The 20,496-nt window shown below is 37.4% G+C and carries 16 protein-coding genes; 9 read left to right on the top strand and 7 right to left on the bottom strand.

The annotated features are described in order from the left end of the window. Position 1 precedes the first annotated feature (1 nt). A complete protein-coding gene (locus GQR56_RS16345; RefSeq protein ID WP_166113377.1) occupies positions 2 to 1,216 on the bottom strand; it encodes an acetate kinase in 1,215 nt (404 codons plus the stop codon). 283 nt (positions 1,217 to 1,499) lie between these two features. Between GQR56_RS16345 and yfbV the strand changes: the two genes are divergently transcribed. Beyond that, positions 1,500 to 1,946: a terminus macrodomain insulation protein YfbV gene (gene yfbV, locus GQR56_RS16340; RefSeq protein WP_166113425.1), complete on the top strand. Its 447-nt coding sequence runs from the start codon at positions 1,500 to 1,502 to the stop codon at positions 1,944 to 1,946. Here yfbV and GQR56_RS16335 read toward each other — a convergent pair. Genes GQR56_RS16335 through xthA form a run of 3 tightly spaced genes read right to left on the bottom strand, consistent with a single transcriptional unit; the run spans position 1,943 to position 4,216 of the window. After that, positions 1,943 to 2,758 (bottom strand): putative RNA methyltransferase, encoded by an 816-nt coding sequence (locus GQR56_RS16335; RefSeq protein WP_166113374.1) that lies wholly within the window; start codon positions 2,756 to 2,758, stop codon positions 1,943 to 1,945. The genes yfbV and GQR56_RS16335 overlap by 4 nt on opposite strands. Then, positions 2,755 to 3,402, bottom strand: a complete 648-nt coding sequence (locus tag GQR56_RS16330) for an energy-coupling factor ABC transporter permease (RefSeq protein WP_166113371.1) — start codon at positions 3,400 to 3,402, stop codon at positions 2,755 to 2,757. The genes GQR56_RS16335 and GQR56_RS16330 overlap by 4 nt, the downstream gene beginning before the upstream one ends. Position 3,403: 1 nt before the next feature. Beyond that, positions 3,404 to 4,216 carry an exodeoxyribonuclease III gene (xthA, locus tag GQR56_RS16325; protein WP_166113368.1) on the bottom strand — a complete coding sequence of 271 codons (813 nt, stop codon included), beginning with the start codon at positions 4,214 to 4,216 and terminating at the stop codon, positions 3,404 to 3,406. Between the two features lie 239 nt (positions 4,217 to 4,455). Here xthA and GQR56_RS16320 point away from each other — a divergent pair, with 239 nt between their 5' ends. The 4 genes from GQR56_RS16320 (at position 4,456) to rluB (ending at position 7,286) form a co-directional block, all read left to right on the top strand. Then, positions 4,456 to 4,887, top strand: coding sequence for a hypothetical protein (locus GQR56_RS16320; RefSeq protein WP_024609760.1), 432 nt, complete (start codon positions 4,456 to 4,458; stop codon positions 4,885 to 4,887). Between the two features lie 266 nt (positions 4,888 to 5,153). Further along, positions 5,154 to 5,675, top strand: a complete 522-nt coding sequence (locus GQR56_RS16315) for an EF-hand domain-containing protein (RefSeq protein ID WP_166113365.1) — start codon at positions 5,154 to 5,156, stop codon at positions 5,673 to 5,675. 151 nt (positions 5,676 to 5,826) lie between these two features. Then, on the top strand, positions 5,827 to 6,417 hold the full coding sequence (gene scpB / locus GQR56_RS16310) for an SMC-Scp complex subunit ScpB (RefSeq protein ID WP_166113362.1): 591 nt from the start codon (positions 5,827 to 5,829) through the stop codon (positions 6,415 to 6,417). Continuing rightward, a complete protein-coding gene (gene rluB, locus GQR56_RS16305) occupies positions 6,414 to 7,286 on the top strand; it encodes a 23S rRNA pseudouridine(2605) synthase RluB (protein ID WP_024609757.1) in 873 nt (290 codons plus the stop codon). Before scpB ends, rluB begins: the two co-directional genes overlap by 4 nt. 82 nt (positions 7,287 to 7,368) lie before the next feature. Here the strand turns inward: rluB and GQR56_RS16300 are convergent, their stop codons facing one another. After that, complete coding sequence (locus tag GQR56_RS16300; RefSeq protein WP_024611948.1) at positions 7,369 to 8,115, bottom strand: YciK family oxidoreductase; 747 nt, start codon at positions 8,113 to 8,115, stop codon at positions 7,369 to 7,371. 206 nt (positions 8,116 to 8,321) lie between these two features. Here GQR56_RS16300 and GQR56_RS16295 point away from each other — a divergent pair, with 206 nt between their 5' ends. After that, positions 8,322 to 10,751 (top strand): VolA/Pla-1 family phospholipase, encoded by a 2,430-nt coding sequence (locus tag GQR56_RS16295; protein WP_166113359.1) that lies wholly within the window; start codon positions 8,322 to 8,324, stop codon positions 10,749 to 10,751. 400 nt (positions 10,752 to 11,151) lie between these two features. After that, positions 11,152 to 12,168 carry a protease SohB gene (gene sohB, locus GQR56_RS16290; protein WP_166113357.1) on the top strand — a complete coding sequence of 339 codons (1,017 nt, stop codon included), beginning with the start codon at positions 11,152 to 11,154 and terminating at the stop codon, positions 12,166 to 12,168. Positions 12,169 to 12,241: 73 nt separating this feature from the next. Here sohB and GQR56_RS16285 read toward each other — a convergent pair whose 3' ends face one another. Further along, positions 12,242 to 13,573, bottom strand: a complete 1,332-nt coding sequence (locus GQR56_RS16285; protein WP_166113354.1) for a dicarboxylate/amino acid:cation symporter — start codon at positions 13,571 to 13,573, stop codon at positions 12,242 to 12,244. A gap of 190 nt (positions 13,574 to 13,763) precedes the next feature. Here GQR56_RS16285 and GQR56_RS16280 point away from each other — a divergent pair, with 190 nt between their 5' ends. Next, entirely contained in the window at positions 13,764 to 16,781 is a 3,018-nt protein-coding gene (locus GQR56_RS16280) for a hypothetical protein (RefSeq protein WP_166113351.1), read from the top strand. A 259-nt stretch (positions 16,782 to 17,040) separates the two neighbouring features. After that, a complete protein-coding gene (topA, locus tag GQR56_RS16275) occupies positions 17,041 to 19,755 on the top strand; it encodes a type I DNA topoisomerase (RefSeq protein ID WP_166113348.1) in 2,715 nt (904 codons plus the stop codon). 136 nt (positions 19,756 to 19,891) lie between these two features. Here the strand turns inward: topA and GQR56_RS16270 are convergent, their stop codons facing one another. After that, positions 19,892 to 20,134: a hypothetical protein gene (locus GQR56_RS16270; protein WP_024611338.1), complete on the bottom strand. Its 243-nt coding sequence runs from the start codon at positions 20,132 to 20,134 to the stop codon at positions 19,892 to 19,894. Positions 20,135 to 20,496 lie beyond the last annotated feature (362 nt).

Here is a 20,496-nt window from a genome sequence, read left to right as displayed (position 1 = left end):
TTTAAAGCTCCTTTACTATGTTTGCAGCATCGTTTGCTATTACCCATTCTTCATTTGTAGGCATAACGATAGCTTTAATTCTTGCTTTTTCAGAGCTAATAATACCTTGTTGCCCTAAGCGCGCATTAAGATTAGCTTGCTCGTCGCAATCAATGCCTAAAAAGGCAAGTTGAGATATTACTTTTTTACGAATAAGATCTGAATTTTCACCTATACCGCCAGTAAAAATAACAGCATCTAGGCGTTGTAAAGGCACCATATAAGCTGCAATTTGTTTTGAAAGGCGATAGCAAAACATATCAAGCGCTAGCGTTGCTCTTTGATTGCCATTAAGTGATGCTTCCTCAATTGTACGACAATCATTAGAGAGACCACTTATTCCCAGTAAACCGCTTTCTTGATTTAATAAATCGTCAATTTGTTGCGCACTATAATTTAGTTGTGTAGTTAAAAAATTAAACAAGCCAGGGTCTATATCGCCACTGCGCATACCCATAATTAAACCAGCGAGTGGCGTTAAACCCATACTTGTATCAACACTTTTACCATTTTTTATTGCACATACAGAGCAGCCATTACCTAAATGAGCGCTAATAAAGTTACTTTGCTCTAAGGGTTTATTTAGCAATTGAGCTGCTTGCTCTGCAACATAGCAATGACTTGTTCCATGAAAACCATAACGTCTTACGCCAAAGTCGGTATACAACTTATAGGGAAGGGCATAAAGATAAGCTACTTCGTCCATAGTTTGATGAAAGGCGGTGTCAAACACGGCAATTTGAGGTAATCCTTTAAAAGATGCTTTTGCAGATGAAATTCCTAATAAATTAGCGTGACCATGCAGAGGAGCAAGTGTTGCTGCTTGGGTAATTCCCGAAATAACATCTTCGTCTATAAGTATTGATTTGATAAAGTTTTCACCACCGTGAACAACACGATGACCTACCGCAATTAAATGTTCGTCTAATTTATGTGTTTTTATTAATGTTACTAGCGTATTAATTGCTTCTTCGTGTGCTTGATTCGCTTTTAAATCAATAGTGGTTTTAGCCCCATTGTATTTATACTTTATAGAGGGCGCTTTGCCTCCTAAGCGTTCAGCTAAACCTGAGATAATTTCGTGACCATTATTTGCATCAATAATGGCAAATTTTAAGCTAGAGCTGCCGCTATTTAGCACTAAAACGTGTTGTGATTTAGGATAGGTTGTTGGCATAGTTTCAATTCCCATAAACAAAATTTAGTAAGTGAGCAGTTAATACGTAATCACTGTAACTAGGGTATTAAATAAAGCTAAAACAATTAAGTGATCAAATGCAAAGCCGTTAACGTAATGTTAAATACTTTACCTTAATTAAGATATTTAAGTTAGGATTGTATGCTTTAGAGTAAATTTAAGCTCTTTTAAAGAGAAAGTGAAACCGTGCTAAATTGTGTTACACTTTAAGTATAACCCGTTTTATTTATCGTGTTTTTAGCAGTATAGGTGAGGAGTTATGATTCAAAAAAGTGTGATGTCACAGGTACAAACTGGTCGACTGTATGCAAAAAAATGGCCTATGCGAAAAGAACTCGCGCCTTTATTTGCTGAGTTTAAAGTTATTAAGGCAACCGAACTTGCTGTTACAGTTATGCCTATTTTAGCCATGTTTACGTTATTTTTTCAGTTAAATTATTTAGGGTCTGATTTTTTACCTCAAGCGATCGCTAGCGCGTTATTTTTTATATCGCTACCTCTACAGGGGTTATTGTGGTTGGGAAAACGAGCGCAAACTCCCTTAGAGCCTGCTATGCATAAATGGTATAACGAACTTCATACAAAAATGGTTGCCAATGGCTATCAAACCCAGCTAAATGAAAACAAGCCCCGTTATTTGGAGCTTGCTAACTTACTTAATGACATGTTTGATAAAATGGATAAAGCATTCACTAAAGAGCAATTTTAGAGAGCTACATCGCCAGTAGTTTTGGTAAACTGAGTAACATAAAATGATAAGGTGACATGGTGCTCACCTTTTTCTTCGAGCGCTAGCCAGTGCTCGGGTCTAAATTTCCACGCAAATGGTGTCATCATAATCAAGTTTTTAACGTCGTTAAAGTTAAGCATTACTTGTTCGGTTAGTAGTATTTGATCAGTTTGAATAAACTCATTTGGTATATCTATTTGAGTATGTTCATTTACGCTTGAATAAATATAACTTTTTAGTTCTTTTAAGTGCCAAGGGCCGGGGCTTGCTACAACGAGTGTTGAGCCTGGTTTTGCTAGCCTTGCTAGTTCTTGATCAAATAATGGTGCAAACACACTTATTAATACATCAGCAAATTGGCTTTTAAACGGAGCTTGGCTTATTGATGCAACGCTAAAATGGCAATTGTTATAGCGTTTTGCGGCGTATTTAATTGCAGACTTTGATATGTCTACACCATACACATTAGCTTGTGTGTTTGCTGCGATTGCTTGAGTATAAAATCCTTCACCACATCCTAAATCAATAATATTGTCGGCATTTAGTGTATTAATTATTTGACCTAGTGCACTTTGTAAAAATGCGTAAAAGCCACATTCTAAAAATGCACGCCTAGCCTGAACCATTTCTAGTGAGTCGCCTGGTTGTTTAGAGTTTTTTTGTTGCACAGGTAATAAATTTACATACCCTTCTTTTGCAAAGTCAAAACTATGTCTGTTTTCACAGCTAAGTGTGTTACTTGTTCTTATAAGAGGGTTGCTACACAGAGGGCAGCGATATTCAAGACTCATGAGTCTAGGTAGTCCTTATCGTAAAAAGTTTTTACCCAATGCGGGCGATAAGTGATCATTATAGTAATAGCCATTCCATTTAACATCGCTTCCGGAAACCAGATTATTGCACTTAAATAAACGTAGTTATCTGTAAGTTCTTGCCAATTATATTGACCAATAGAAAGGTAAAATAACGCACCTAAAGCAATTTTAATACATGCTATGAATCCTGCTGTTATAAAAGCACAAACAAAAATATAAACAAAAAAGTGGCGTGGTAAATAATGATAGCTAACAATAAAAGCTAAATAGCTCAATGCTATAGGTATAAATGCACCAATAAGTATTTGCACTGGCAGTAATTCGGGCTCAATTTTCCCAAAACTAGCTAATAGGGCAGTGGCAAGTAAACTACTTAAAATAGTTAGGCGCCAGCCTAGTATTAATGTGGCTGCGGTTACGCCTAAAATATGTAAATCTAGCCCTGTTAGTATGCCTGCTTTTATTCGCCATAAAATGGCAAACACGAGCGCGCACGCAAGTACACCTGTTTGGCGAACAGGTGTACTATAAAGTGCTTTATAGGTAGCCTTATCAAAGCTGAGTAAACTAGCTATAGCAACAACAGCCCAAAGCAGTCCTTGTACTTGTAAGCTCAACATATTAATTATTTTTAAATGTTGACCAAATAGGCGCGTGGTCTGAAGGCTTTTCAATACCACGTAATTCGTAATCAATTCCGGTATCAATACAGCGCGCCGCTAATTCGTTAGTCGCAAGTACTACATCTATTCTAAGACCACGGTTATCTACAAAACCTTTTGAGCGATAGTCAAACCAAGAGTATTGATCGTCTGTATTTGGATTTTGTTCTCTAAAGGTATCTTTAAAGCCCCAATTAAGCAGTGTAGCTAGCCATTCACGTTCTACTGGTTGGAAAGAGCATTTACCTGTTTTTAACCAACGTTTAGCATTTACATCGCCTATACCAATATCTAAATCAGTAGGTGATATGTTGATATCGCCCATAACAATGACGTCTTGCTCTGGCGTATGGTTGGTTTCAAGGTGTGTCATTAAGTCTTTATAGAATTGGCGTTTATAGGGGAACTTAGTTTCGTGATTTATATTGTCGCCCTGCGGGAAATAACCATTCATTACGGTTAAATCACGACCATTTTCTTGCTCTACAGTGACACTGATCATACGTTTTTGTGATTCATCTGTATCTGTTGCAAAGCCTTTTAAGACTGATTTTGGTTCATTTTTGCATAACATAGCTACACCGTAATGCGCTTTTTGCCCGTGAAAATAAACGTGATATCCCATTTTTTGAACATCTTCTAGTGGAAACGCTTCGTCATGAACTTTAATTTCTTGCAACCCAATAACGTCTGGTTGATGTTTATCGATAATAGCTTGTAATTGATGAAGACGAGCACGCAGACCATTGATATTGAAAGAAATCACTTTCATAGAATTTACCTTAAAATTAGTTCTATTTAATAAGATAAATTGTATCAGTAAATACACCTACATAACATGGCTGAAATGAGGAAATAGCTGCGTAAATGTTGATCAAATGGTGTTTAAAGATCAAACATTGTTAATGCAATATTAATATTTTAAATAAATAAAAAATTCAGTTGAAATGTTAATTGTTGGCTATATAATGCGCGAAATTACTTAGTTAGCTCGTTCAAATAGGATCTCTCATGAAAACACAACTAATTTTAGCCGCTGCACTTTTAGCATCAACGACTGTTTCTGCACAAAGCAATACTTACTTTAGCGAAGACAATAAAATTGAATCTAAGTTATGCGTATTGAGCGCAAATGAAGGCTTTACTGCTGCTCGTAAAGAAGCTGCTCTTCATGGTGTGTATTTATCACGCTTTTCACAAAGCATTTTGTGTAACGGTGAAGATATTCGTGATATCGCTAAAAAAGAAACTTTTAATAAAGTAACAACGACTAAGGTTGAAGTGTTTGCAAAAGATGCTCAACAAGAAACACAATTATGTATGACTGCTTTAAAGCAAGGTCTAGCGCCGGTTCGTCAAAAAATAGGCAACTTAGACTCATTAAAATGTAATGGTCAAAAGGTAACCGACTTTGTTAAGCGCTACCATAACGCTGCTATCTAATAAATGCTCCAATTAATTTATTAATCAGATTTTAAGTTAATTAGCATTATTAAATAAAAACAATACCCAGTATATATTTATGCACTGGGTATTTTTTTGCAAAAATTACAAGGCATTCTGCAAACCTTTCATTATGTAAGTATATGAGTTTGTTTGATAAATAACCCGTTTAATGCTATCCAACTGATTTTATTGACCAATTTTAAATTGGCATTAGATTTGTATTAATTAGAGTGACATTTAATTAATTACGAAGGATACGTCTTATGAAAAAGTTAACATTAGCAGCCACTATTTTAGCGTCTTTAAGCTTAGCAGCTTGTTCATCTAATCAAGGTCTTGAGAAAATAGACAGCGACTTTGCAAGTTTAGATAACGATAGCGATGGTTTTATTTCTAAAGTTGAAGCCGATGACGATAGCATCTGGGGTCATTTTTCAAATATTGACACCAACATGGATAACGAAATAAGCCGCAAAGAATTTAATGCCTACATGAAGCTTAATACTGGAAAAGTAGCAACTGATTCTGAGGTTAGCGAATCGGCTTTTAAAGCAGAAATTGCTAAGTTTGATAAAATTGAGAGCAGTTTTTCAAGCTTAGATAATGATGATAACGGCTATATTTCTGTTGTTGAAGGCAATGATGATGATATTTCAAATCATTTTGGTTATATGGATAAAAACCAAGATAAGCGCATCAGCAAGAGCGAGTTTATGGGTTACATTAAAAAATACGGTAACGCAGTAGCTGAAGATGACGCATTAGAAGCTATTAAACACAGTTAATATTTGTTGTTTTAAAGAGTAAGTTAGAAGCCAGTGACACTCACTGGCTTTTTTGTGTTTTAAATTAGGTAAATTGATAGATATATTTTCCTAGTTTAGTGTTGTTCTGGCATAATAGATGGCTGTGTATTTTTATTTGTTTAGAGTGTGTATGGCGGGTCGGCGAATTAGTGATGAGCAATTAATTGAAATCATTGAAGCGGCGATTTTTGTTGCAGACAAACCTGTTAGTAAACGGCACCTTAAAGACACTGTTTTAGCTGATTTGGCTATTACGATGGCGCGAATTAACGACGCCATTGAAACAATACAAGTACATTTTCAAACCCGTGGTATTCGCTTAGTTGAAGTTGGCAGTGGCTATCGTTTTCAAGCATGTAGTAGTTTAAGCCCATGGTTGAATAACCTTTGGCAAGAACGTGCGCCTAAATATTCACGCGCATTACTTGAAACGTTATCGCTTATTGCATATAAACAACCGGTTACACGTGGCGAAATTGAGCAAGTAAGAGGTGTAACAACCGGCTCAAATATTATTAAAACCTTACTCGAAAGAGAGTGGGTTAAAGTGGTAGGGCATAAAGAGGTTCCGGGTAAACCGGCTTTATATGCAACTACTAAGCAATTTTTAGATTATTTTTCGATAATGGGTTTAGATAACTTACCTGCCTTGCCAGAGCAACAGCAGAGTAAAATAAACCAGTTATTAAGTGATCCTTCTGTGAGAGAACCATCCGAATGAGTATTATACAAGGTGAAAAGTTACAAAAAGTCCTAGCCCGTGCTGGCGTAGGCTCACGCCGTGAAATGGAAAAATACATTGATGCAAACCGCGTTAGTGTAAATGGTAAAGTGGCAAAGCTAGGTGACCGTGTTGAGGAAACTGATTTAATTCGTGTTGACGGACACACTGTAAAAATTGAAGAAAAAGCAGACAGAATCTGTCGTGTAATTATGTATAACAAACCAGAAGGTGAGTTAAGTACCCGTAAAGACCCTGAAGGGCGACGTACTGTATTTGACCGGCTTCCTCGTATTGATGGCGAGCGTTGGATTGCTGTTGGTCGACTAGACGTTAATACATCGGGTTTAATGCTTTTTACCAACGATGGTGAATTAGCAAATCGTTTAATGCATCCAAGTTACGAAGTAGAGCGTGAATATTCTGCACGTGTATTTGGTGAAGTGACTGCCGAAACGATTAAAAACTTAACCCGTGGTGTTGAGTTAGAAGATGGTCCTGCTAAGTTTATGAGCGTTAATCCAATGGGCGGAGAAGGTATAAACCGTTGGTATAATGTAACTTTAAACGAGGGACGTAATCGTGAAGTACGTCGTTTGTGGCAATCACAAGATGTTGAAGTATCTCGTCTTATTCGTATCCGTTATGGCAAATTAGAATTAGATAAGCGCGTACCACAAGGCGGATGGGTAGAATACGATTTAGAAACCGTTAACTATTTACGTAAAACAGTTAAATTAGGTCGTGAAACACAAACTAAGCTTTCTGTTATGCCTGAAAAGCGCAAAGATAAACGTGCTAAAATTAATCAGATTCGTAAAGCAGTTAAAAAACACAATCAACGTGTTAAACCGACTAAACGAAAATAGTATTAAGAATTAAATGAAAAGCCGCTTTTAAAAGCGGCTTTTTTTATATTTAAAATTTGTATTTAATAATAAATATCTGAGATTATTTTTTTACTTGAGCGTCTAATGATTCGCCGTTTATTTCACTTGAATCGTCACTCATTAGGTATAAATATGTAGGCATTAAATCTTCTGGTGTAGCAAGTGCATCTCTGTCTTCACCTGGGTATGCTGCTGCGCGCATAGATGTGCGAGTAGCACCTGGGTTGATACAGTTTATACGAATATTAGTTTTACCTACTTCACATGCCCATGTTTGCATCATACCTTCTACTGCAAATTTTGAGATTGCGTATGGTCCCCAAAATTCTCGACCTTTTCTGCCAACACTTGATGAGGTAAAAATAACAGAAGCATTATTTGATTTACGTAACACAGGAAAAAGCGCTTTGGTGATCATTGCCTGAGCAGTAACATTTACTTTCATAATATTTTCAAAAGTAGATGAGCAAAAATGTTCAAGCGGACCGAGCGACCCTAAAATACCTGCATTGTTAAGTAGCCCATCAAGGCGACCAAACTGATATTCAATTGTTGCTGCAAGATCACGGTAGTTTTGTTTAGTTGCCCCTTTTAAATCCATAGGCACAATGGCAGGTTTAGGATGACCAGCATTAACAATTTCATCGTAAACACATTCAAGTTTATTTGTTGTTTTGCCCAATAAAATAACCGTAGCACCGTATTTAGCATATGTAATTGCTGCAACTCGACCAATGCCATCGCCAGCGCCAGTAATCAAAATAACTTTGTCTTTAAGTGCGTTTTCAGTTGCTTGATAGTTATGCATGAAAGTACCAATCTATAAATTTTTTTGAATTTTAACATAGCGAAACGTGAAGTAATCGAATTTATTGTAAAATAAGGTGGCGAAAACAGAAACTTTACGTTAAGTTTAACTGGTCTAATGTCTCATTAATATTCTGATTACATTGTTTTAACTTAATACACTGATTAAACACACTATAAAAATAAAATATGTGCGGAGCCAACAATATGAAAAAAATGCTACTCTCACTCTCAGTTACAGCTGCTTTAGCAGGTTGTGGCGGCGGAGAAACGTTAGAAGATGTTAAAAACGATACAGCCCCAGTCATTCCAACAGCGACTGTAAGCTTTGATCCCGCTAATGGCGTTATTTCTGTACCTAATGATTTATTAATGAGCGGTACTCAAGATGGGACTTTAAATATTCCTGGAGAATTAGATGACAACAATGTATCTATTTCTCGAGCAGCTTATGCAGACCCTCAACTTGCACTGGGTGCATTAGATGGCTGGTCTTCACAAGTTCCTTATAAAATTGATTTAACATTTCCACCAAATGTGAGTTTAGACGAAGCCTCTGCCGGTACACCTGGTACTGTAAGAATTTTTGAAGTGATAATGGGCGCGAGTTTAACTGATGCAGAATGCTCAGTAGTCGCTGCAGGCACTGCATGTAAGTTAGTAGGCGAACTTACTTTTGGTGTTGACTTTGTAACTCAGGCTTCTGGTAATGCCGTAGCGATTATTCCTTTAAAACCATTTACTGCTGGCAGTTCATATATAAATGTATTAACAACTGGACTTAAAGATTCGTTGGGGCGTTCTGTCGAGCCTTCTTCTACTTATGGGCTAGTTAAACAAGAAGCACCTTTGATCACTGAAGCCCAATTAGGTTTGCAAGGTGCGGTAAATAGTTACGAAAATGTAGTTGTTAGTTCTGGTGATATTACAAAAGATGATATTATTTTTTCTGGTGCGATGACTATTCAATCAGCAGGACCTGTACTTAGTACAATTAAAACCTTACTAGCTGCAAGTTTACAACAAGATGCACTTCCTACTCCGGTGCTGCAAGTACCAGAACAGCCATTGGTAAATGTACAGCAAGTATTTGCTTCTCAAGGTGTAGAAGTATCGGGTGTATTTACTGGTGTGCAGTATCAAAAAGGTAGCATCATGTTACCAATGTACCTAGGGACACCAACAGGTACTGATATTAGTGATTTAAATGATACATATTGGCAAGGTATGTGTGACAACGCCGTAGTTTTACTTGGTTATAAAGCGATTGCAGGGGATGCTTTTCCGGCTGATCCTATTAGTGAAAATGATGCATTATGTTCAGCTTTAAGTGGCGGACAATTACGCGATTTAGGTTTAGATAGTACTCGTCATTTAACTAAATATAATACTATTCCAAAAGTACAAAGCATGGCGAATGTGCCGGTGCAAATTACAAAACCAATATTACCTATTATTAATGGTGTACGTGCACAGCTACAATTATCAGCTATTGAAATGCCTGAAAATGGTTGGCCTGTTGTTATTATGCAGCACGGTATAACGACCAATAAAGAAAGCATGCTGGCATTAACCGCTCAGCTTTCAATTCAAGGATTTGCAACGGTCGCGATTGATCATCCAAGACACGGCGAACGTGGTATTGATGTTGATGGCGATGGAAATGATGATTTTAATGCAACAACGGGCTCTGTACTTAGTTATATGAACTTAAGCTCATTGCTTGTTGCTAGAGACAGTTTACGCCAATCAGCAGCTGACTTATTAGGCTTGCGTTTGGGTCTGAATTTTATCAACGATACAACTATTAATAGTAGCGACGTAACGTATGTAGGGCATTCTTTAGGCTCTATTGTTGCTCCTGCTTTTATAGCCCAAGCAAATACCCCAATGGCTGAAACGATTGATCCATTGTTTAATGTTAACACTGTTGCGTTAGCAAGTGGCGGTGGTGGTATTGCAAGCTTTTTACTTGAGTCAGCTTCTTTTGGTCCATTTATTCAAGGTTCAGTACTTTCACAAGCCGGTACAACAGAAGCTGATGAGCTGAATGTGTATTTACAAGGCGATGCAATCTCGAACTGTGGGATATTGTTACCTGATATGGAAGCTTATCTGACGTGTGGGTATAACGAATATGTTGCGTCACTTACAACTGCTGGCGAAACGACTAAGTTAGCAAATATACAAGGCGTTATGACGCAATTTGCTTTTGCGGCACAAACTGCACTTGATAGTGGTGATCCAACTAACTATGCAGCAACTGTTCAAGCTCTAGGCACTCCTGTTTACACTAATGTTGTTGTTGGAGACGGCGCTGATAACAAAGCAGACCAAGTTATACCTCCTACTACAACGAATAACCCAATTGCAGGTACTATCCCACTTGCTAGTTTTATGGGGTTAGAGACAGTAAGTACATCTCAAGCGTTAAGTGCAACACCATCGAGCTATTTAGTTAAATTTACTAAAGGTCACCATGGTTCAATACTTACACCTGCAGCTAATGAAGCCGCTGGAGCTGATGCTGAAGGAAGCGAAGCCGCAAATACAGAGATGCAGTTGCAAGTTGCAACTTACCTTGCTGCTCGTGGTCGTATGCTATTAGTAACAAACAGTGATGTAGTAACTGATTAACAACAGGCAATCCAATCAAAAACTAAAGCCACTGTAAAGTGGCTTTTTATTATCAAATCCAAGTCTAAATTAACCCAATCAAAATTAATTAAAACTTAAGTTGTTAGAGGGGTATTTATACATCTTTATCGACTACCCATCGCTAGTCACTACCCACATAGACAGGACTTATTTAAAAACCCAACATATTGCTACAAATTGAACCTCGAAAGACAAAACAACCCCCAAGTTATACGTTTATATTCTTTTTTAAATTATCCTTTACTCATTTTAACTCTATTTTTTGTATAATTTTTTTGCCTCGCTTAAAAGTAAGAAAGTGCTCTGTGTGTGTCTTTCAAGATAGATTGGCGTTATAAAGCATGCTAAATTAGCTGAAATTTATAAATGGAGAAAACAGTTGGGATTTTTATACGAATACGGTTTGTTCTTAGCTAAAACGCTTACTTTTGTCATTGCTATAGCGACTATTTTAATTTTAGTAGTAGGCGCTGCTGTTAAACCAAAAGCTAAAAAAGGTGAGATACAGATAGACGATATATCTAAGCAATTAAAAGATATTAAAGAAAGTTTTTTACTAAGTACCTTGGGTAAAAAAGAGCTCAAAGAACATCAAAAACAGTTAAAAGCACAAAGTAAAAAAACTGAAAAAGATGAACCTAAATCTCGATTATATGTAATTGATTTTATTGGCAGTATGGATGCTCATGAAGTAGAGAGCTTGAGAGAAGAAATTACGGCTATCATTTCAATAGCAGATCCTAGTAAAGATAAAGTACTCATTCGCTTAGAAAGTGGCGGTGGTGTAGTGCATGGATATGGTCTTGCAGCTTCTCAATTACAGCGTATTAAAAATGCTGGCATACCTTTGAGTGTATCAATAGATAAAGTGGCTGCAAGTGGCGGTTATATGATGGCGTGTGTTGCTGATGAAATACTAGCCGCACCTTTTGCTATTGTAGGCTCTATTGGTGTTATTGCTCAAATACCTAACTTTAATAAAATATTAAAGAAAAACGATGTGGAATTTGAACAAATAACTGCGGGTGAGTTTAAACGAACTCTTACTTTATTTGGTGAGAACACAGATAAAGCACGCGAAAAGTTTCGTGAAGAAATTGAGCAAACGCATGACTTATTTAAAACATTTGTGAGCAGTCAACGTCCTAGTTTAGATATTGATTTAGTAGCAACTGGTGAGCATTGGTTTGCAACTCAAGCGATTGAAAAAGGTTTAGTTGATATTATTAAAACGAGTGATGATGCTTTATTAGAGCAGCAACATGAGCGTCAAATTTATAAAATCAAATACAAAGTTAAAAAGGGACTAAGTGATAAATTAGCACTTGGTTTAAGCAGTGGAGTAAATAAAGTAGGTATTAGTTTACTTTCTAAGTTTAAAGCGCTTAATCCTTAACCCTTAATTTTTGACATAAAAAAACCTTGATGCTAACCATCAAGGTTTTTTTGTAACTAAAAAGAGAAGGTAGTTAGTCGAGTGACTTGTGGTAGTCTTCTAAATCTTTAGCTGCGTTAGGGTCGTTAAATACAGTTTCATCTAATTCCCCTTCAGACTTCGCTACAACACATGTAACCATACAATCACCAGTAATATTGACTGCTGTACGGGTCATATCAAGTAGTCTATCTACACCTATTATTATAGAGATACCTTCAACCGGTAAACCAACCTGATTAAGTACCATTGCGAGCATAATTAAACCAACTCCCGGTACTCCTGCGGTACCTACTGAGGCTAGTGTTGCTGTTAAAATTACCGTCAGATAGTCAGTCACACTAAGATCAATTCCATACACTTGGGCAATAAATACGGTAGCAACACCTTGCATAATAGCGGTGCCATCCATATTAATAGTTGCTCCCAAAGGGATGGTGAATGATGCTACAGAATTACTCGCACCTAATTTTTTAGTCGCTGTTTCGAGTGTAATAGGCATAGTGGCGCTGGAGCTTGATGTGCTAAAACCAAATAAACAGGCATGCTTCATCTTAGTTAAAAACTTTACAGGGCTTAGACCTGTAAATATTTTTAATAAAATACTGTAGTTAACAAACGCATGGATAAATAACGCAGCAACAACGACTAAAAAATACTGGATAAGCTTCACAATCAATTCAAGTTCAATTGTAGTGAACAACTTAGCCATTAAGAAAAACACTCCGTAAGGTGCAATGTTCATCAGTAGCGTAACTAACTTTAAGATTACCGTGTTTAGATCTTCAAAAATGTTAGCAATGCGGTTACCTGCTTTACCACTGAGTGCCATGGCTATGCCGAATAAAAGCGCAAAAACAATTACTTGTAGCATGTTTCCTTTAGCCATTGCTTCAAATGGATTAGTCGGGAACATAGCAATGAGAACGCTTGCTAAAGAAGGGGGTACTTTTTCGTCGTAGGCGGTGTTTGTTGGTAAAGGTACACCTTCTCCAGGGCTAAATAATAACGCTAAACTTATTGCAACGGTAATTGCGATTGCTGTTGTAAGTAAATAAAGAGAAATAGATTTTCCGCCTAATCGACCTAACTTTTTAGGATCGCTAAGACTACATGTACCGCAAACAAGTGAAACAAAAACAAGCGGCACAACTAACATTTTTAAACTATTGATAAATATTTCACCACCTACATGGAAAATACCATCTACAAAAAAGGCTTTAATTGGTAAAGAGAATAACCCAAGTGGAATTAGATAATCGTCTTCACCAGCTAAAATAGCCTGAAATATAGAGCCTACTAAAATACCTAGCACCATACCTATCATGATGCGAGTAGTTAAACCCATTGAACTAATTTTAGACATATACCTTAATCTGCTTTTATAATTTTTCCATAGACTACCAGTCTGGAAATATTTATACAGAAAAAGTTAGCATTTATTTAAAATTATTTTATAGAAAAAAGTAACAAAAAACTGAGATTTTAGACTAAGTTATAGGTTAATATTAGGTAAATAACGTTTGGTTAATAATAACAACACTAGGGAGAGGTTAATGCCTTTAACGCGACTGCTCAGTATTTCATTACTTAGTTTTTTACTCACAGCTTGTGGCGGCGGGGGGTCAATTGAAAAAGATGGCACCATTGGCGGCGATACAGGTACGGATACAGATGTTAGTACTTCTATTACTTTAGAGCTTACACTCGTTGATCAATTTGGATTGGTATTTACCGATTCGAATCCTGTAAGTAAAGATAATAAAGGGGTTGTGACTGCAACTCTAACAAGCGATGGTGAACCTTTAACGTCACAGTTAGTTACTTTTACAACTGAATTTACAGGTAAAATAACGCCTGAATTAGGTACTGCGCTTACAAATGAAACAGGGCAGGCTGTTGTTAGTTTAAGCAGCGGTGATTTTAAAGGTGCAGGAGAAATCACTGCTACTTATATTGGTGATGATTCAACTGTTATAAAAACTCTAGGTTTTATATCAAACGGTGACGACGCCTCAACTGAAGAAGCTGTCGTGGATGTAGATATTAAATTGCTCCAAGGTTGTGCTGATGGTTGGGATAATGACAGAAACCTTGTATCACTTGAGCAAACTTACTCTGCTTCTGGTTGTACTGTTGTTAATCAATTCTCTTCAGACGAATTAATTGATGTGCTAGTTAAAGTGACAGACACGAGCTCTGGTGATGGTTTCGTTGGTATTATTAGTGAAATTTCTACAGACTTAGGCAGTTTATTACCTGTATCTGGTAAAGCTTTAACAGATAACTTTGGTTTTGCAATACTTAAACTTCAACCTGGTGCTAACAGCGGTGCTGGCGAAATTACAGCAACATCTAAGCTAACATCTAGCCAAAAAGCATTTGAAATTTCTACAGCAGAGTTACAAGTTAACATCAGCAATGGTTTATTCAATGTATTAGATGCTAATGGGAATCCAATCGCCGGTGAGTATCAGCCTTTAGCTGCAGGCGCAACTACTGTAATTACAGTTGAAATACTAGACAGTAACTCTGAGCTTGTTGTATCAGCTTTAGACGTTGAATTTACTTCTAATTGTACACAAGCTGGTTTATCTGTAATGGATGCCACAGCAAAAAGCATAAGCGGTATAGCGACTGCAACATACCGTACAGATGGTTGTAGTGCATCATTGGGCGATACTGTTACTGCAACAGTATTAACGGGTGGTACACCGGTTATTAAATCTATAAATATTCCGGTATCAATTGCCGAAGTTGAATCAATAGAATTTATAGATGCAACACAAAATGTTATTGCACTTAAAGGGACTGGCGGTCAAACCCGCTCTGAAACGTCTGAAATTACCTTTAAATTAAAAGATAAAATTGGTAAATCTGTTGTTAGTAGCAGAATGGATTTTCGTTTAAGTTCGACTAATGGCGGAATAAGCTTATCGCACTCGAGTGTGTTTACAGATGCTGAAGGTTTAGCGCGTGTACAAGTAAATGCAGGCTTTGTTCCAATGGCTGTTCGAGTACAAGCTTGTTACATTCCTGAAAGTCAAATTCCTGAAAATCAAAATGATGATGTTACTTGTTGGCAAGATGTTTATTTAGAGTGTCAAAAAGATGCAGCAGATAGAAGTGACAATGTATCGTGTCCTGTAGGGGAACTTTCTTTAGTATCACTTGATGAGCAAGTCATTACGGTTTCTGATTTAGTATCGATTAGCTCAGGTCTTCCTGACGGTAACAGTTTTACTGCAGGTGCAGAGACGATTAATATTGAAGCACTTGACTATATTGGTGATATTAATGAGATTTCAGTTTACTTAGCTGATCACTTTAATAATCCTGTGCCAGATGGAACAGCTGTTTATTTGACTACTGAGGGTGGTACTGTTGGTACTTTAGATGGTACGGCATTTAATGCACAGCTTGAATGTAATACTGTTGATGGTGCATGTAATGCACAATGGCGTAATCAAAATCCTAAACCATTTACTGAAGCTAAGTGGGGTAACCAAATTGATTCCATAAACCCTAAAACAAACCTAATAAATTGTGACTTGTATTTCAACACCGCAGCACCTTGTATTAATGGGATTCTTAGCGCAGCAGACGATGTTGTTAACGGTGTACCTTTAGGAGGTCGTGTAACGGTGCTTGCTACTGCCAAAGGCCAAGAGTCATTTATTGATATAAATGGCAATGGGCGCTTTGACACCAATGAATACTACAGTGGCTATGACTTACCTGAAGCGTTTGTAGATCATAATGAAAATGGGTTTTATGATGGTTTAGCGGGTATTTATGATCCAGTTACAGCAACCGTTACTAAAGACGCTAGCTTTTGCCAAGAAGGCAGTTTGACTGACCCTTGTAGTCCTACAAATACGAATGGTGGTCACTTTGAAGAGAACTTTGATATTGACTTGAATGGTATGCATACTTTAGCTGATGGCAAGTACAATGGCCTATTGTGTACAGAAGCGGCAACTAATCCTCCAGCAAATGCAACATTTGCAAGTTTATGTACAAAAGACTTGATTGATATTAGAGAGTCATTTCAAATCATACTCTCAGGCAGTACGGTCTATAGTCGTTTTGTGGTTACTAAACAGGAACTTACTAATAAATTCCCTAATACTTCTACTCTAAATATAGAAAGCTGTAACGATGTTATAAGCGTTGCTACAGATGAAGATGGAGTCAGTACTGAAACATTAATTTTAGGATTAGAGCCTTCTGATACAGATGATTTTTGTGACGTTAACTTAATCGATATAAGTTCAGGTGTTGGGTCTAATGCTTTAGATAGCTTAACATTCGGTATTTATTACTCTGATAGATATAACAATCCAATTCCATCGGGGACAACGTTATCTATGTCGACAGCTAATGGTAAATTTGATGGGCGTAGTGACTATACTATGCTTGAAACTAGTTCTGCTCGTGCTCTTTATGAGGAGTTAACGATTAGTCGTGAGACAGATCCAAATGATGCAAATACTGGTTTGTTAAGCGTTATATTCGAAACGCCTAAAGGGGTTCAGACTTCTGCAACAATAACTATTAGAGATGATGGTTAAGGTTTTTTGTTGTAATATTTTAAAAAATGCCAACCTTTAGGTTGGCATTTTTGTTTCTGTTCTATATATTCCACATCAATTATTCTAAAAACACTTGTTTGGCTAAATTAGCAACAAAAATTGTTCGTTTATTCAGTAAATACTGAAAAGTTTGAATTAAAAGCTTGTAACAACTAGTGTTTGTAGATATACCTATAAATATTCGCGCCGCTTATGTCGGCAAAACACATTTTTAATATTTGGTTAGAAATAGGCAACTATGGGCAAATCGCTAGTAATTGTAGAGTCACCTGCTAAGGCTAAAACAATTAATAAATATTTAGGTAATGACTTCATCGTAAAGTCCAGTATTGGACATGTACGAGATTTACCTACTTCAGGTTCGAGCAAAAACAAAGTGCCGGCAACTAAAACGCCTGCAGAAGTTCGTAAAATGGAACCTGAAGAAAAAGCAGCGTATAAAAAGCAACGAGATTATACCAATTTAGTCGCGAGAATGGGTATCGACCCTAATCAAGGCTGGGATCCGCATTACGAAATACTGCCAGGTAAAGAAAAAGTTGTTCAAGAATTGCAAAAATTGGCAGAAAATGCAGACCAAATATATCTCGCAACGGATTTGGATAGAGAAGGGGAAGCAATAGCTTGGCACCTTCAAGAAATCATTGGTGGAGAGCCTGAAAAGTATAAGCGTGTAGTTTTCAACGAAATTACTAAAAATGCTATACAGCAAGCATTCGAAACACCCGGTGAGCTAAATACCGATATGGTGTTTGCTCAACAAACACGACGCTTTTTAGACCGTGTTGTTGGTTTTATGGTATCGCCATTACTGTGGGCAAAGGTAGCGCGTGGACTTTCTGCAGGTCGAGTACAATCGGTAGCTGTGCGTTTATTAGTTGAACGTGAGCGCGAAATTAAAGCTTTTATCCCAGAAGAGTTCTGGGATATTCATGCTGATGTTAAAAATACCGAGTCAGAGTTACGCTTAGAAGTAACCAAACAAGCTGACAAGCCATTTAAGCCAGTAAATGAAGCTCAGGCTAGTGCAGCAGTAAAAAGCCTTGAGAATGCAGAATACAAAGTTATAAGCGTTGAAGAAAAACCAAGTAAAAGTCGCCCAAGTGCACCTTTAATTACTTCAACCATGCAACAAGCAGCGAGCACGCGTCTAGGTTATGGCGTTAAAAAAACCATGATGTTAGCTCAGCGCTTGTATGAAGGTGGCTATATTACTTATATGCGTACTGACTCAACTAATCTGTCAAAAGATGCCGTTGCTATGTGTCGCGAATATGTAACAGAGCAATTTGGTGAAAATTACTTACCTAAAGATCCAATTAGTTATAGTTCTAAAGGTAATGCCCAAGAGGCGCATGAAGCTATTCGCCCATCTAGTGTTTCCGTGCTTTCTGGTCACATTGAAGGCGTAGATGCGGATGCTAAAAAGTTATACGAGCTTATTTGGCGCCAGTTTGTAGCGTGTCAAATGGTTCCTGCTGAATACGATTTAACAACATTAACTGTTGCGGCTAACGACTTTCAGCTTAAAGCGAAAGGACGTGTACTTCGTTTTGATGGTTGGACTAAAGTTCAGCCGGCAGTTCGCAAAAAGAACGAAGAAGATCAATCACTACCACCTGTTACATTAGGTGAGACATTGACGCTTGTAGAGCTAGACCCTAAACAACACTTTACCAAGCCGCCTGCGCGCTTTAGTGAAGCGAGTTTAGTAAAAGAGCTTGAAAAACGTGGTATTGGTCGTCCTTCAACGTATGCATCTATTATTTCTACCATTCAAGACCGTGGGTATGTGCGTGTAGAAAACCGACGTTTTTTTGCCGAAAAAATGGGTGAAATTGTTACTGACCGTTTAGTTGAGAACTTCACTGATTTAATGAACTTTGATTTTACAGCTAAGATGGAAGGTCGCTTAGATGACATCGCCGAAGGTGAGCGTGTTTGGACTGAAGTACTTGATAAGTTTTATGCTGATTTTTCAACACAACTAAATGTCGCTAAAGACGAACCAGATCAAGGCGGCATGCGTCTTAATGAAATGGTTGAAACAGACATTGAATGCCCTACATGTAGTCGTAAAATGGGTATTCGTACCGCATCTACGGGTGTGTTTTTAGGTTGTACAGGTTATAACCTGCCGCCTAAAGAGCGTTGCACGACAACAATGAACTTAGTATCGGGCGACGAAGCAGTTGCAGCTGATGTTGAAGATGTTGAAACCGAAATATTAATGCAAATGAAGCGTTGTCCAATTTGTGAAACAGCAATGGATTCCTACCTAATTGACGAAACGCGTAAACTACATGTATGTGGTAATAATCCAGCATGTAAAGGTCACGTTGTCGAAGAGGGCACCTTTAAAATTAAAGGTTACGATGGGCCAATTATCGAATGTGATAAATGTGGCGCTGATATGGAATTAAAGTCTGGTCGCTTTGGTAAATACTTTGGCTGTAATAACGACGAGTGTAAAAACACTCGTAAGTTACTCAAAAGTGGTGAAGCAGCTCCACCAAAAGAAGATCCAGTTCACATTACAGAATTAGAATGTGAGAAATCAGATGCGTATTTTGTATTACGTGATGGTGCTGCAGGTATATTCTTAGCCGCTAATACTTTTCCTAAATCACGTGAAACTCGTGCACCTAAAGTTGAAGAGTTGAAGCGTTTTAGAGAGCGTATATCGTCTAAGTTTTATTACTTAGCAGACGCGCCAGTAAAAGACCCTGATGGTAACCTTGCTGTTGTTCGTTATAGCCGTAAAAATAAGTCTCAATATGTAATGACTGAAGTTGACGGTAAAGCAACGGGCTGGACTGCACACTATGAAGCAGGTAAATGGGTAGAAGAGGCGAAGAAAAAAGCGGCGCCTAAAAAGAAAGCAGCTGCTAAAAAAGCCCCCGCTAAAGCAAAACCTAAGGCGAAAGCTAAAGCTAAAAAAGAAGATGAATAAGCAGGTAACTGCCTATTTATAACTTTTTATAAGTTATAAAAAAACCGGAACGCACATCTTGTGTCGATTCCGGTTTTTTTGTATCTATTCTATATGTACTTCGCAATGGCTTTGTTAGCCGTACATACAAATATAATTAAATTTTTACAGAAGATACTTTTTTATAGCCTTCTGATTCAAGCTCATCATTTACGCACTTTAATACATATGCATTTAGCTCTTGGTTGCTTACGTCGTCATCTTTAGCCCAGTTAACACACATTTCTGTGTATTCTTTTATTGTTTCGGCTGAAGCGTTTGTTGCATCGTCTGCTACTGCATAAGTTGCAGATACTGCAAATAAAGGTGCTACGATTAATGCTAGCAATGCTTTGTTCATTCGTTTATTCCTAAAAAAATGTTGTGACGACCGAATTACGCTGTTTAAGTTGGAGCGTAAAACAATAGTGCCCAATACAGAACCGTTCTGTTGGTATGCTGATTTTTAAACGAATTTGAAATAAAAGATAACGAAATATTTTTATCGTGAAGATGAGTAATTTACTTACCTGTATTCTCACACTATTGTGTAAAAATGGTTTATAAGCTAAGGTCGCTTTTTTAAACGAGAAGATGAACCAATGTCATCACCCATACCGAATAAAACCCCAGGGCAAGATCACGAACTTTACCTTGACTTAAAAGTATGATCTTATACTCCTTTTTTCAAGGAGCATTCTCATGCTTGATATTCAGCTATTT

Origin of the sequence: Pseudoalteromonas sp. Z9A5, from assembly GCF_011378875.1 — a bacterium.
Lineage (GTDB): Bacteria > Pseudomonadota > Gammaproteobacteria > Enterobacterales > Alteromonadaceae > Pseudoalteromonas.
The sequence above is the reverse complement of the archived record's forward strand: the minus strand, read 5'-3'. Positions and strand labels throughout refer to the sequence as shown.

Excerpts from the sequence above, each read along its gene's own strand:
- GQR56_RS16330 (WP_166113371.1), bottom strand. The coding sequence starts at position 3,402 with ATGTTGAGCTTACAAGTACAAGGACTGCTTTGGGCTGTTGTTGCTATA.
- GQR56_RS16300 (WP_024611948.1), bottom strand. The coding sequence starts at position 8,115 with ATGCATAACTATCAAGCAACTGAAAACGCACTTAAAGACAAAGTTATT.
- topA (WP_166113348.1), top strand. The coding sequence starts at position 17,041 with ATGGGCAAATCGCTAGTAATTGTAGAGTCACCTGCTAAGGCTAAAACA.
- scpB (WP_166113362.1), top strand. The coding sequence starts at position 5,827 with ATGGCGGGTCGGCGAATTAGTGATGAGCAATTAATTGAAATCATTGAA.
- GQR56_RS16320 (WP_024609760.1), top strand. The coding sequence starts at position 4,456 with ATGAAAACACAACTAATTTTAGCCGCTGCACTTTTAGCATCAACGACT.
- GQR56_RS16315 (WP_166113365.1), top strand. The coding sequence starts at position 5,154 with ATGAAAAAGTTAACATTAGCAGCCACTATTTTAGCGTCTTTAAGCTTA.
- rluB (WP_024609757.1), top strand. The coding sequence starts at position 6,414 with ATGAGTATTATACAAGGTGAAAAGTTACAAAAAGTCCTAGCCCGTGCT.
- GQR56_RS16285 (WP_166113354.1), bottom strand. The coding sequence starts at position 13,573 with ATGTCTAAAATTAGTTCAATGGGTTTAACTACTCGCATCATGATAGGT.
- GQR56_RS16345 (WP_166113377.1), bottom strand. The coding sequence starts at position 1,216 with ATGCCAACAACCTATCCTAAATCACAACACGTTTTAGTGCTAAATAGC.
- GQR56_RS16295 (WP_166113359.1), top strand. The coding sequence starts at position 8,322 with ATGAAAAAAATGCTACTCTCACTCTCAGTTACAGCTGCTTTAGCAGGT.
- GQR56_RS16280 (WP_166113351.1), top strand. The coding sequence starts at position 13,764 with ATGCCTTTAACGCGACTGCTCAGTATTTCATTACTTAGTTTTTTACTC.
- GQR56_RS16335 (WP_166113374.1), bottom strand. The coding sequence starts at position 2,758 with ATGAGTCTTGAATATCGCTGCCCTCTGTGTAGCAACCCTCTTATAAGA.
- GQR56_RS16270 (WP_024611338.1), bottom strand. The coding sequence starts at position 20,134 with ATGAACAAAGCATTGCTAGCATTAATCGTAGCACCTTTATTTGCAGTA.
- xthA (WP_166113368.1), bottom strand. The coding sequence starts at position 4,216 with ATGAAAGTGATTTCTTTCAATATCAATGGTCTGCGTGCTCGTCTTCAT.